The organism is Helicobacter cappadocius, from assembly GCF_030688855.1.
GTDB classification, from domain to species: Bacteria; Campylobacterota; Campylobacteria; order Campylobacterales; family Helicobacteraceae; genus Helicobacter_J; species Helicobacter_J cappadocius.
Genome location: NZ_JAUYZK010000007.1, coordinates 19,997 through 32,127 on the forward strand (window position 1 = coordinate 19,997; position 12,131 = coordinate 32,127).

Here is a 12,131-nt window from a genome sequence, read left to right on the forward strand (position 1 = left end):
TGATTTATTTAAAATCTAAGCGACAAACAGCTCAAGCCCCCATCAATTTTTCTAAACTCAGAGGTATCCACTTCTAAAATCTTGTAACCCAATGCAGAAACTTTCTCATACACAGCTTTATAGCCCTTTGGGACGATAACAAAGTCATTTACCCAGATACAATTAGCACTATAGCTTTCGTTATCTGGAATTTCTATGCGATGGAATTTTGCAAATTCAGACTTAGTCTTAAATTCCCCAGCAACCAAGAGATTATTATTTTCAATATAAGAAAGCCCTGTTTTAAGATGAAGTACTTCACTCAAATGCACGATTGAACCGCTTAAACCATACTTTTGTAATATTTTGATAGTTTGTTGTGCGCCTTCTTGATTAGTACGTGCTGAAAGTCCGATATAAAAGTGATCTCCTACCATCATAATATCCCCTGCTTCAACCGTTCCAGGATCTTGAATATATTCGATGTTTTTATAAAATTTTTTCAAAGCTTCTTGCATATCACCCAAACTAGCTTCGCCTCTTCGTGTATTCGCACCAGGTCTAGTGATAATAACGCACTCTCTAGTGCATAATGCAACATCCTCCACAAAGCAAGAATCAGGATAATCATCTTGTGGTTCTAATACTGTTACATTTACTCCTGTTTTTGCTAGAGCTGCAACATACTCAGAATGTTGCTTAAGGGCGTTCTTATAGATAGGTTTTCCAAGATTTGCACTTGTGATACCTTCAGATATACGAGCAGATGGAATCCTTACGATTACATTTCTAAACATCTTAAATCCTTTTTATTTGAATTTGAAATTTATATAAATCTATTCTATACATAGAATCATAAAATATGTCTAATAAATACTCATATAAATTTATAATATGTTACTTATATACACAAATATTTTTAATATTTTTATTTGATATTGTATTTTTGAATCTTAATAATTTGAAGTTTTTACTTATTTTAGGTGTTTTCCCAAAGATATAACATCTTTAAATAGAAATTTACCTAAAACTCGCTAAAATCAGAGAATTCATTTTAGAGGTGAGCCAATGAAATTAAAACTAACACATATATCCCACGTAGCAAATAAAATAGCATTGGACATTGCAAATTCCAATCTCTTGGAGCTTAAAGCACCTATTGAAAATATCGCCAATACTGCTAGAGTAATTTTGGAAGAAGATATCAAAAAAGAAGCTGAAATTGACGAAAAAGCCAAAAGTCTATTAGAGGAAAATCTTGATGAGATTGAATTCATGCGTGCAGATGAAAGACAGCTTTTTTGGATGATAAAACGTCAAATAGCTGAACAAGAAAATTTTCTACTTTCTTGGGAGGATAGATACAGTGATATTTCCCATAGGATACTTGATGAGATAAGTCTTGAAGGTTTTATTAAATTCAGCATATCTGAAAATCTTATCAAAAATATTATTTTTAAATCCATTGATTCTTATTCTAAAATATATGAAGAAATTGAAGATGAAGTGATTGAAAAAATCAAACACTACAAAAGAAAAATTCTTGTGGGCACAGATGAGTATGAATTGGTTTTTGAAAAATTGTACGAAGAAGAACTTAAAAGAAAAGGGTTTTTATAATGCAAGATGCTTATCTTTATTTTGAAAATGGACTTTTTTTACAAGCAAAAGCCTTTGGATCAGGTCAAACAGCTGTGGGAGAGGTTGTTTTCAACACTTCGATGACAGGTTATGAAGAAATTATCACAGATCCTAGCTATGCAGGTCAATTTATCCTTTTTACTATGCCAGAAATTGGTATTGTTGGAGCAAATCCCGAAGATATGGAATCAAGAGGAATTTTTTGCAAAGGAATTATTGTAAGAAACTACAATGAATTTTACTCAAATTTTAGAGCAAAAGAAAACTTGGATAACTTTTTAAAATCCCAAGACATAATGGGAATTACTGGCGTAGATACAAGGCTATTAACCAAAACCATTCGCAACAATGGGTCAATGATGATGATAGCATCAACTCAAATATCTTCTCCTGAGGAACTCAAAAATATTCTTAAAAAATCCAAAAAAATCCAAGATATTAACCTCATTCCCGAAGTCTCAACCCCAAAAACCTACACACATACAACTTCTACCTTTGATTTTAACACCTTTCAATACGGTTTACCTAACACTTCAAAAAAAATCATCGCTATTGATTTTGGAATCAAAAGAAATATACTTAATGAACTTACAGCCGTAGGACTTGAGGTCGAAGTAATGCCTCATCATTTTGAAGCAAATTCCATCATTGCTAGATTTGAAAATGGAGAAATCAAAGGGGTATTTTTATCTAATGGTCCTGGAGATCCACTAATGCTAAAAAATGAAATATCTCAAATCAAACTCCTCATTGAAGCAAAAATCCCAATTTTTGGAATCTGTTTAGGGCATCAGCTTCTATCCATAGCAAATGGCTATGAAACCTATAAGTTAAAATTCGGTCATCACGGGGGAAATCACCCAGTAAAAAACCTCATTACTCAAAGCGTAGAAATCACTTCTCAAAATCATAACTATTCAGTGCCTCAAGAGATTGAAGAAATTGCTGAAATCACCCACAAAAACCTATTTGATGGGACAATAGAAGGACTCAAATATAAAAATGCTCCTATTTTTTCAGTGCAACACCATCCTGAAGCTAGTCCTGGTCCAAAAGAATCAAGCAATCTTTTCAAACAATTTGCAGATATGATCTAGGTCTTAAACTTTAATATCCAAAATATGCTCACTATGGACAACTATTTGCTCATCTTGAGTAGCTTGGGTTTGTTTTTGTTCTTTTTTGTTTTCTTCCTCAAATGCTCCATTTCCTTTTGAATCTGGATTTACAGATTGAGAATCCTCTGTAGGACGAACTTCTTGAACATCTTTAAGTTTATCTTCAAACTCTCTTGCGATGACATCTGTCATATCTCCTCTTGCAATGGCGTTGGCTTGTTGTGTAGAGTTGAGCTGTGAATTCTGATTAATATAAGTTATATTACCAATAGGTGAGATCGCCATTTTTCATCCTTGAATTATTTTTTATAATGAAAGGTTTGATGTTTGGCATAAACCACATTTGATCCTTCAATGATTTTCACAAACCTTCTTCTAGTATAATCGACACTAAAATTTCCTGTTTGAATTGAATTTATCCCTACTAATATTTCCCCTGCTTTGTGGATAACTTCATCATAAATTTTTCCCTTACCACAATGGATAATCATATGAGATGAGGGAATATCTCGAATATGCAACCAAATATCATCAGCTTTTGCTTCTTCAAGCAAGGATTGATTTTCTGATTTATTTCTGCCTATAGAAACTTTTATTCCTTCAATAAAAATCACTTCATATTTAGGTGGTGATTTCTTATTTTGCTTCTTAGGTTCTAAAATGACTAAATCCTGAATATTTTGAATGTTTTGAATATAAATATTTTCTTGCTTTAAAAAATCAATTTTATCACTTAAATTTTGAACTTGTATATGGGTATTTTTGGCTTTTTGAGTGAGTTTTTTTGCTTCTTTGAACATCATATTAACACCTTCTTGAGGTGTTCTAATCCCTTCAGGAAGAGTAATGCACACATAAGAACCAGAAAAATCCTTTAGCCTTACTTCAGAAGCAAAATTTTGTATTTGATGCAAATTGGCAAGTAAAATAGTTCCACTCTGTGATAATTTCTGTGCCTTTTGATGCAAATCATCTTCTTTGGGAAGATCATCTAAAAGCATCTGCAATTTCTTTATTTTTTTGGAAATTCTACTGGTAATGATTTCTTTTTTTATTTTTAATTTTTTATCCAAATTTTCAAAATAAGCATTTTCAAGCTGAACAAATAACTCTTCATTGCTCAAAATCTTCATCTCCTCAGAAAAATCCATATTTCTTTGTTCTAATGGCTTTAGTACTTCTGCTATGCGAACCTCCCTAGAACTCCTATCAATATTAATATGCCTAAGTGCTTCTAAGACAATGTTTTTATCATCTAGCAAAATAACATTAGTGTGTTTGCCTGTAAATTCAAATTGAATATAAAATCTGGTATTTTTATAAGTGCCAAACTGATCGCACTCTATCTTCAAAATTCGATTATTTCCATCTACGTTTGCATTTATAATTTTAGCTCTAGAGCAAAGTTTAGACAAAAAAACATCAAAGGGTGCATTGTATATTTTTGCCCCTAAAAGAGGTTTTGGCATGAGGAAAACACCGCTATTTCCTTTGGTCATATCAAAATAAAATATCTTTTCCTTAAGCTCAAATTTCAGCAAATTATCATCAATACGTTTGATGTTATGAATCATTTCTTGGTCACTCAAAAATCTCGCAATATTCTTAAGTAGCCATAATTTCATTATTTTCCTTATTGACTTTCTTCTAATCTTTTTTTTGCAAACTCAAGTGCCTCTTTAGTTATATTTGCTCCACTTATCATTCTAGCCATTTCTTTGATTCTGCCTTCTTTGTCAAGCAGTATTACCTCACTTTTAGTATCTTTTTTACGAACCAAATAATGAGAATCTGCCAAAACTGGCATATGTGGCTGATGAGAAATCGCAAAAATTTGATAAGTTTTTGACAATATTTTAAGCATTTTTGCTACCCCTTCACTTTCTTCTCCACTTAAATTTGCATCAATTTCATCTAAAACTAAGATTCCTTTAGAACCATTAATAAGTGCATCTATGCACATTATTACCAATCTCAAGCGATTGTATTCACCTGAACTAAGCACATCAATACTTGAACTTTCTAAAGTAAGTTCAATTTTTTCTAATCCCAAATTATATAATTCACAAGACTTCAAGCTTATCGTTGGTTTCTTCAATAACAATTGATTACAAAACCTTAAAATCTCTTTTTCAAACTGCACTACACATTCATTTCGACAGAGACTGATTTGTTTAGCTATTTCAAGACATGTATTTTGCAATGATTGTATTTGTTTATAAAGAGTCTCTTTGTTGAAGCTGATATTTTGATAATCTTGAAGTTTTTGTTTTTGCGTTTCCAAATGTGCTAGAGCTTCAGAAACTCCGCCATATCTTCTATTAATATCTGAAAGGGTGCTTATACGATTGAGCATTTCTTCTCCATCAAGACTTCCAAGTTCTTCAAGCCTTTCTCTTTCTTCATCGATAATAGAACGTGCTTCTAAAATCCCTTCTTGAAATATCAGGCTATCTTTACCTATCAAAGCAAGTGTATGTGAAATCTTAGAAATTCCATCTAATGCCTCCAATGCCCCAGAAATGCTCTCTTGAATTTTTTCTTTTTTTGATAAGGTTTTTTTGAGTTCTAATAATCTCTCATACTCCCCTTCTACTAAATTTAAACTAGAAATTTTTTCTATTTCAAATTCGGCAAACTCTTTGAGATTTTGGATATTTTTCTCTTCTTCTTTTAATGCAGCATATTCCTCTTGTATGCTCAAAAGATCTCTATAATGAATCGTAAAATCACTCAAAAGTTTCTTGTGATTAGGGTTATTTTGAGCGATAAAATCATCAAAAACTCTCAAAATATTTTCCATCTTAAGCTCATCTGCACCTTTTGAAGAAATATGTTTAGCAAACCTAGAAACAAGCTCACTTAAACGTTTTTTGGAAGTATTATAACGATTAAGAAAATATCTTGTTTTATCTTTTTTAAGAATGCTTAGCACAAGAATATCTTCTTCACTAAGCCCAAACTCATTCAAATCCACTCCAAACTCACCTAAAGCAATATCCAAATTCGCTTCAATCATATCTGCATTACTATCTTTAATTCCAAAAGCCCCAAGCAAGGACTCTATCAAAACAGATTTTCCACTTCCACTAGCTCCGCTAAAAACATTAAATCCATTTTTGAATTCCAAATCTACATTTTCAAATGCTACAGAATTTTTGACGATGAGTCTATTTATCATTCTTCACCCCATTTGAATTTTTGTTTCAATATCCTAAAGTAACTCCGATCTGTTTTTTGGATGAGATGTGCATTCAATTGTGCTGCTTTTATTTTCAGAGTATCTTGTGATTTCATTTCCATTACTTCTTGACCATCAATAACGAGCACACAATCGTTTTCTACTCCAAATTCTAATACAAACTCATCATTTAAAACCATCGGTCTTTGAGTGAGAGAATGTGGGGAAATAGGCGTTAGCAATATATTTCTACAAAATGGATAAATCACAGAACCCCCTGCACTGATATTATAAGCCGTAGAGCCAGTAGGTGTTCCTATAATCAGGCTATCTGCATAATACACATTAAAAGACTCTCCATTGACCTTAGCATAGATTTTCAGTAATCCTGAAATATTCTTTTTTGAAATCAAAACCTCATTAAGTGCGTGAAGATTTTTTTCGCCTTCAGAGGTACTTAAACACCCTTCAAGCATCATGTGTTCATCAATTTTATAATCCCCTTTTGAAAGAAGGGCAGCAAATCTATCGACCTCTATAGGACTTATAGCAGTAAGAAATCCTAGATGTCCTATATTGATACCAAAAGCAGGTATTTTACTCCCATAGCTACGTCGAAGTGCTGAGAGCAATGTCCCATCCCCACCTAGCGAAAGAAGTGCGTCAATCTCTTCACACATATCTTCAAAAGCTATTCCACTAAGCCCTATCATCAATGCACTTGAATCTTCTAAAATTATCTGTATGCCATTTTTGTTAAATGCTTTTTGTATCTCAAAAAAAGTATCTTTTAATGTAGGGGTGGCAGGTCTTAGAAGAACCCCTATTTTAGATATAGGTGGATTCATATTTGGATTCTTTAATTTTAATTTTTAATGTATTGTATCAAACTAGAGATAAGAATAAAATTTCATATATCCATACACAGCATCAAACCCTATAAAATAGGATATAACCCCTATCAAAAAGATGAGGACATAGGACAAAATCTCGCTCATTCAAACCTCAAGAAATATTTTTTGAGATTTTTTTATAGCCTCATAAGCCTCATTAATCCTAGTAAAACGATCGTGATAATCTTGAACAATTGCTTCATCTCTCCCATAGACATTATCTGGATGATAAGTACGAGCCAAGCTCAAATAACGTTTTTTAACACTCTGAAAATCATCATCAAATCTGGACTCTAACTCAAGATAATATCCTCTAAGATTGCATTCATCTTCGGTAAGAAAAGAAGAGTCAAATTTTTTTCCAAAAAATCCTTTATAATCAAAATCAATCGCCACATTATGGATAATTTTAGAACTAATAAGGTTCATAATATGTTCCCAAAATTCATCTCCTCTTGCCTTGAGATGAATTTCATTTTCACACTCAAAATCACAATAAACGCCAAATAAATTTTTTAAATAACGTCTAGCTAGTGCGTTCTTCTTTTCAAGAGTTAAGATCACTTTATCAAGTCCGACCACTCGCAATGAAACTTTTACCTTCTGCAAAACATCATTTTTTTTGAGTATTTTGATACGAATAGGTAAGTGAGTATGCAATAATACAGCATCAAGATGACTCTTCTCCTCTTCCAAACTAGCGTGATAAGCCCAATTTATCAGATAATCCTTCTTAAATCTCTCCCCATCATCAAGAATCAAAATAGACGAAGATAGCCTGTAGTGTTCTGAAAAATATTTGCTAGAATATCTCATTATTTTTTCAAATAGCTCACTTTCTTGAAATAACTCTATCTGAATATATCGATTACAATAACTAACATTCATTAGATTCCCTCATATATCCTTATGTACAACTACTCCAAATAAAGCAAAAATCAATCCATAAAATAAAATATATAAAATTTTAAAGTATTTATAACTTTAAAATCGCATAATAACACATAAAAAAATAGGAAAATTTCAAATGGAACTAGATACTTTAATTCAGAGTGGAACACATTTAGATATTTTGATTTACATATGCGTGGGGCTGATCTCAGGAATAGCAGCGGGGTTTTTTGGAATAGGAGGAGGCACTATTATTGTACCTTTGATGCTTGTATTAAAATACCCTATGCAACATGCTATCGGTATTTCTGTGATGCAAATGATTTTTTCCTCTGTTTTTGGTTCTTTTATCAACTACAAAAAAGGTCTTTTGATTGTAAAAGACGGAATTTATGCAGGTATAGGAGGGCTTATTGGTGCAAGTTTTAGTGGAATAGTGCTTGGAAATGTAAGTTCTGAAACACTCAAGATTTTATTTTTATGTATCACCTTTTATTCCTTTATTAAATACGCCTTTAAAGTTAAAAGTTCTGTAAATAACAACCCTCCAGCAACATCCCCACTACAAAGAAATCTCATTTTGATCTTAGCAGGGGCACTCACAGGAGTTTTTGCTATTTCTTTAGGAATTGGAGGGGGATTGCTGATGGTGCCAATTTTAGGATATTATTTAGGCTATCAATCCAAACAAGCCGTTCCAGCAAGTTTGTTTTTTGTGATCTTTGCTTCCATTTCAGGGACTATTTCACTGCACAACCAAAATGTGATTGACACAGCAGTATTGTATGCAGGATTTTACATAGGTATCGCATCGATGATGGGAGTATGGATAGGCATAAAGCTTATCGAAATATCCAGTGGAAAAATCCACAGAATAGCTTTACTTAGCATTTATATGCTCTCTATGCTCGTTACAGCCTACAAGCTGATTACGGGCTAACCAAATTTTATATCAAAGGACTTTAAAATGAAAAAGAAAATTATCATCATCGGTGGAAGTATCGCAGGGCTAAACACAGCACTCATTTTGGCATCAGCTATTAATAAAGACTTGGATTTTGAAATCACAATTATCGATGAAGGAAAAGCAGATATTTTAAAAGCTGAAGTGTATAATGTGCCATTCTTTCCAAAAGCAATAAAAGGTGAAGAAATTATTTCGCATATAAAAAATCAGATAACAAGTTTTACAAAAATTAGCTACATCAACGCAAAAGCTACTGAAATTTCAGGAAATAATGGGGCTTTAGTTATCAAAAGTACTCAAGGAGAATTTAACGCAGAATATGCAGTTATCGCAACTGGTGCTAGTGAATGCGACATAAAAGGTTTAGAAGAATTTATAGAGCCTCATGACCTGATGCCAAAACCCGGAAAAATAAAGCTCAAGCATACCGGTAGAAATCTTATCAAAGATGGGGTATATGTTGCAGGAATCGCCTCTGGAGTAACCTCTATGGTCTCTTGTGCGTTAGGAAGTGCTGCAGAAACTGCTTGTGCGATACTTAGCGATATAAAAGGCAGTGTTAGTGTGATTCATGATTTCAAAGACTCTAGAAAATAATCAATCTTTAACATGAAATTCTAGGGGATTCCCCTAGAATAATCTTTAGACTTTCTTACGATAATATAAATACAATTTATATAAATTTTAATTATCTAAAACGATGGTGTATCAAATCCTGATTGATAAGCCTATAGGTAAAGCCTGAATCTTTTTTTATTTTCATAAAGTCTTTATTGATTGGGGTATCTTGTTTTTGAGGCAAAATAGCTAGGATTTTTCCGGGATATTTAGAGTCTTTTCGCTGAAAAAACATTTCTTTAAATTGATCGATTTTTATCTTGATATTTCCAAAGCTAGGATCAGCTAGATAGACATATTCCTCATCCATGCCCTTATATACAGTGAAATGATCGATACTGCGGATACTCACAAATACAATCACTGGAATCTTTAACTTTGATAAAGTATCAAAATCCACAGCAAGTCCGATAGCCTTAAATCCCTTGCCAATAGCATATTTTGAAAGATCCAAAAATGAGATGATATTATCTCCTTCTTTAAGGACCTCATTTTGATTTACATCATAGCCTTTGGATTTCAATATTTCATCAATAATTATACGTTCTGTAATAGAACTATCCTCATAATAGTATTTTAAAATACTAGCCAAAGAAGCACTCCCACAGCTATAATCATATTTCTGTCTTACCAGATTAGCATTTCTAAACTCTATCCACGATTTTACAGATCGCTCTATCAATATGCCATTTTGATTGATATATACCTGTGCGTTAAGCACACCTAAGAATACTAAAAAAATAAATTTCTTCATCTTATTTTGTATGAGAGTAATACATTCACACTATTACTTGTATAGAGGTTGGTGCTGAGATTATTTATATCCACACTCACGATCAAACTAGGATTCACTTCATAACTTGCACCAAAAAGATAAGAAATCGACGATCCCTGATGAGCTATCACTATTCCATCTAATCTATCTTTAAACTTATACTGATAATTAATCCCAAAATTTATAGAAGTATAAGGATTAAGTGCTAGATACACCATAGGACTTAGATTTAGCAAATTACCTATATCTAAAGTATGATCATCAATCTTTCTATGTAAATTCAGCCTAAAACCTCCCTGCAATACAAAAACCACAGGATCTACAGTGTAATAACTCGTAGCAAAAAACGCATAATTTTTAAAATAATCTAGCTTGTATTTTGGATTCTCTGGTGCTGCAAGAATGGATTTAGAAATAACAATAGGGGTTGTTCCTATAAGTAATGATGGATATTTACCTTCACTTTTTACTTGATAAAGAAGCCCCATATTGAAGTTATTAAAATCATAATCATCCTCTCCAGAAAAAGCACTATCACTTAGATTGCTATGTTGATAAAAAAAACTAGGCGAAGCAAAAATTTCAATATCTTTTGTAATACCGTATCTAAGATTGAGAGAAAAGTTTAAAAAATCTTGATTGGATTGTTGCACCCCAAGTATGGCAGGAATGCTATAAACACTAGAAGAATCTGTGGGCGAAGCAGTGGCGATTACTGGAGCGATTACATTTGTTTGTTTTTGGATATTAGCATAAAATATCGAGGTATCAAGCCTGAGGCTATGTTTTTGAGTGAGCATCTCATTTATCATCACTGCATCAGCAGACAGGCTAGAAATCATTGAGAAAAATAATATTATCTTGTTCATTTATATCTCATTTTTAATAAATTTAATTTTCATATAGTAACATATTTTATTTATAAAACCTATAATAATAAAATTAATTTTGCTTAATAATCTATTGACATAGACTTCAAAATTTGTTAGAATAAAATTATCAATAATGAATATTATTATTATTGATAAAATTTAATAAAGGAAATAAAATGAAAAAGTTGGTTTTAACTTTGGCTTCTGTATTTGTTTTAAGTTTTGGATTTGCAAATGCAAGTTCTATAGACTCTATAAACAATAATCCACAAAATATCTCTATAAACACTAGTTCAACACTAAGTAGTGCTGATGAAGCGATGCTCTTTGGTGGTAAAGCTAATGCGATGGTATTAGATAATGAAGAGATGAAGAATACTCAAGGCTTTGGCTTTTGGAGTAGTTTTGGTGACGCACTTGGAGCTTCTTTTGGCGGAACACTAGCAGTTGCGGGTCTCCTTCTACTCCTTTAAGATAATCCAAAATACCACACTAAAATCAAATGATGATTTTAGTGTGGATTAACTTTTACATTAAAAAGGAGATAAGATGAAATTTTCGTATTTATCAGTTTGTATTCTAATATTTAGTGGGTGTAGCACAACATTTCCTCCTAACTCAACAAATTATTCACTTCTATCTACAAATAAAGTAGAGATTCCTAATATCAAAACTTCCCCGATACCTGTAGAAGGTGAAAGTTGTTTTGCTACGCTTTTATCACACTCTAAGGAAAAAGTGAATTCCACAATGAATCAAGCTATCGCAAACGCCATAGAAAATGGTAAAAAAAGAGGCTTTGAAGGAGATTTTCTAATAGATACAGAAATCACCCAAACTGACAAAAGTGGATTTATTGACAGTACTTGTTTCAAGGTCAGGGGCAAACTTGCCACTATCCAAAAGAAATGATCATCTAATATAAGGAGGGAATTAATCCTCCTTTTTTATCTTTCCTGATATACAAATACTAGCATTACTTCATAGGAATTTTAATTGATCCTATCAAATCTCCAAAAACTACCTATCAATAGCTGTTCTATCTGTATTTATATCTAAAATAATATTCTAAATATTGATTTTTAATCAATTAGATAAATTATTTTATCTAAATTACACATCTTATATATCCCTATTTTTGGTATTTTATTTAAATAAAATGGATTTTAATATAAAAATATTTTATTTTTTATTGA

Annotated in this window: 14 protein-coding genes; 6 read left to right on the plus strand and 8 right to left on the minus strand. The window is 32.0% G+C overall.

Annotation, left to right across the window (positions count from 1 at the left end):
• Positions 1-8: 8 nt before the first annotated feature.
• Positions 9-776, minus strand: coding sequence for a dimethylarginine dimethylaminohydrolase family protein (locus tag Q5I06_RS05475; protein WP_305520917.1), 768 nt, complete (start codon positions 774-776; stop codon positions 9-11).
• Positions 777-1,047: 271 nt separating this feature from the next.
• On the opposite strand from Q5I06_RS05475, the gene Q5I06_RS05480 reads away from it, so the two are divergent.
• Together Q5I06_RS05480 and carA are read left to right on the plus strand one after the other, a co-directional pair.
• Positions 1,048-1,599 (plus strand): DUF507 family protein, encoded by a 552-nt coding sequence (locus Q5I06_RS05480; protein ID WP_305517196.1) that lies wholly within the window; start codon positions 1,048-1,050, stop codon positions 1,597-1,599.
• The gene (gene carA, locus Q5I06_RS05485) at positions 1,599-2,717 is read left to right on the plus strand and encodes a glutamine-hydrolyzing carbamoyl-phosphate synthase small subunit (protein WP_305517195.1); all 1,119 of its coding nucleotides are present in this window, start codon (positions 1,599-1,601) and stop codon (positions 2,715-2,717) included. The genes Q5I06_RS05480 and carA overlap by 1 nt, the downstream gene beginning before the upstream one ends.
• Before the next feature lie 3 nt (positions 2,718-2,720).
• Here the strand turns inward: carA and Q5I06_RS05490 are convergent, their stop codons facing one another.
• The 5 genes from Q5I06_RS05490 to Q5I06_RS05510 all read right to left on the minus strand — a co-directional run bounded on the left by Q5I06_RS05490 (position 2,721) and on the right by Q5I06_RS05510 (position 7,700).
• Positions 2,721-3,023 (minus strand): hypothetical protein, encoded by a 303-nt coding sequence (locus tag Q5I06_RS05490; RefSeq protein WP_305517194.1) that lies wholly within the window; start codon positions 3,021-3,023, stop codon positions 2,721-2,723.
• Between the two features lie 14 nt (positions 3,024-3,037).
• A complete protein-coding gene (locus tag Q5I06_RS05495) occupies positions 3,038-4,363 on the minus strand; it encodes an NFACT family protein (protein ID WP_305517193.1) in 1,326 nt (441 codons plus the stop codon).
• 8 nt (positions 4,364-4,371) lie between these two features.
• A complete protein-coding gene (locus Q5I06_RS05500; RefSeq protein ID WP_305517192.1) occupies positions 4,372-5,919 on the minus strand; it encodes an AAA family ATPase in 1,548 nt (515 codons plus the stop codon).
• The gene (locus Q5I06_RS05505) at positions 5,916-6,767 is read right to left on the minus strand and encodes an NAD(+)/NADH kinase (protein WP_305517191.1); all 852 of its coding nucleotides are present in this window, start codon (positions 6,765-6,767) and stop codon (positions 5,916-5,918) included. Before Q5I06_RS05505 ends, Q5I06_RS05500 begins: the two co-directional genes overlap by 4 nt.
• Before the next feature lie 150 nt (positions 6,768-6,917).
• Positions 6,918-7,700 (minus strand): J domain-containing protein, encoded by a 783-nt coding sequence (locus Q5I06_RS05510; RefSeq protein ID WP_305517190.1) that lies wholly within the window; start codon positions 7,698-7,700, stop codon positions 6,918-6,920.
• A gap of 139 nt (positions 7,701-7,839) precedes the next feature.
• On the opposite strand from Q5I06_RS05510, the gene Q5I06_RS05515 reads away from it, so the two are divergent.
• Positions 7,840-8,643, plus strand: coding sequence for a sulfite exporter TauE/SafE family protein (locus Q5I06_RS05515; RefSeq protein WP_305517189.1), 804 nt, complete (start codon positions 7,840-7,842; stop codon positions 8,641-8,643).
• A 27-nt stretch (positions 8,644-8,670) separates the two neighbouring features.
• Positions 8,671-9,267 (plus strand): FAD-dependent oxidoreductase, encoded by a 597-nt coding sequence (locus Q5I06_RS05520; RefSeq protein ID WP_305517188.1) that lies wholly within the window; start codon positions 8,671-8,673, stop codon positions 9,265-9,267.
• A 91-nt stretch (positions 9,268-9,358) separates the two neighbouring features.
• Here the strand turns inward: Q5I06_RS05520 and Q5I06_RS05525 are convergent, their stop codons facing one another.
• Together Q5I06_RS05525 and Q5I06_RS05530 are read right to left on the minus strand one after the other, a co-directional pair.
• Positions 9,359-10,042, minus strand: coding sequence for a C39 family peptidase (locus Q5I06_RS05525; protein WP_305517187.1), 684 nt, complete (start codon positions 10,040-10,042; stop codon positions 9,359-9,361).
• Positions 10,039-10,932, minus strand: coding sequence for a hypothetical protein (locus Q5I06_RS05530; RefSeq protein ID WP_305517186.1), 894 nt, complete (start codon positions 10,930-10,932; stop codon positions 10,039-10,041). The genes Q5I06_RS05525 and Q5I06_RS05530 overlap by 4 nt, the downstream gene beginning before the upstream one ends.
• A 179-nt stretch (positions 10,933-11,111) precedes the next feature.
• Here Q5I06_RS05530 and Q5I06_RS05535 point away from each other — a divergent pair, with 179 nt between their 5' ends.
• Entirely contained in the window at positions 11,112-11,408 is a 297-nt protein-coding gene (locus Q5I06_RS05535) for a hypothetical protein (protein ID WP_305517185.1), read from the plus strand.
• Positions 11,409-11,484: 76 nt separating this feature from the next.
• The gene (locus Q5I06_RS05540; protein WP_305517184.1) at positions 11,485-11,847 is read left to right on the plus strand and encodes a hypothetical protein; all 363 of its coding nucleotides are present in this window, start codon (positions 11,485-11,487) and stop codon (positions 11,845-11,847) included.
• The last annotated feature ends 284 nt before the right edge of the window (positions 11,848-12,131 follow it).

What these genes read in the sequence shown, in the direction of transcription:
- Q5I06_RS05475 (WP_305520917.1), bottom strand. Translation starts at nt 776, where the DNA reads ATGTTTAGAAATGTAATCGTAAGGATTCCATCTGCTCGTATATCTGAA.
- Q5I06_RS05480 (WP_305517196.1), top strand. Translation starts at nt 1,048, where the DNA reads ATGAAATTAAAACTAACACATATATCCCACGTAGCAAATAAAATAGCA.
- carA (WP_305517195.1), top strand. Translation starts at nt 1,599, where the DNA reads ATGCAAGATGCTTATCTTTATTTTGAAAATGGACTTTTTTTACAAGCA.
- Q5I06_RS05490 (WP_305517194.1), bottom strand. Translation starts at nt 3,023, where the DNA reads ATGGCGATCTCACCTATTGGTAATATAACTTATATTAATCAGAATTCA.
- Q5I06_RS05495 (WP_305517193.1), bottom strand. Translation starts at nt 4,363, where the DNA reads ATGAAATTATGGCTACTTAAGAATATTGCGAGATTTTTGAGTGACCAA.
- Q5I06_RS05500 (WP_305517192.1), bottom strand. Translation starts at nt 5,919, where the DNA reads ATGATAAATAGACTCATCGTCAAAAATTCTGTAGCATTTGAAAATGTA.
- Q5I06_RS05505 (WP_305517191.1), bottom strand. Translation starts at nt 6,767, where the DNA reads ATGAATCCACCTATATCTAAAATAGGGGTTCTTCTAAGACCTGCCACC.
- Q5I06_RS05510 (WP_305517190.1), bottom strand. Translation starts at nt 7,700, where the DNA reads ATGAATGTTAGTTATTGTAATCGATATATTCAGATAGAGTTATTTCAA.
- Q5I06_RS05515 (WP_305517189.1), top strand. Translation starts at nt 7,840, where the DNA reads ATGGAACTAGATACTTTAATTCAGAGTGGAACACATTTAGATATTTTG.
- Q5I06_RS05520 (WP_305517188.1), top strand. Translation starts at nt 8,671, where the DNA reads ATGAAAAAGAAAATTATCATCATCGGTGGAAGTATCGCAGGGCTAAAC.
- Q5I06_RS05525 (WP_305517187.1), bottom strand. Translation starts at nt 10,042, where the DNA reads ATGAAGAAATTTATTTTTTTAGTATTCTTAGGTGTGCTTAACGCACAG.
- Q5I06_RS05530 (WP_305517186.1), bottom strand. Translation starts at nt 10,932, where the DNA reads ATGAACAAGATAATATTATTTTTCTCAATGATTTCTAGCCTGTCTGCT.
- Q5I06_RS05535 (WP_305517185.1), top strand. Translation starts at nt 11,112, where the DNA reads ATGAAAAAGTTGGTTTTAACTTTGGCTTCTGTATTTGTTTTAAGTTTT.
- Q5I06_RS05540 (WP_305517184.1), top strand. Translation starts at nt 11,485, where the DNA reads ATGAAATTTTCGTATTTATCAGTTTGTATTCTAATATTTAGTGGGTGT.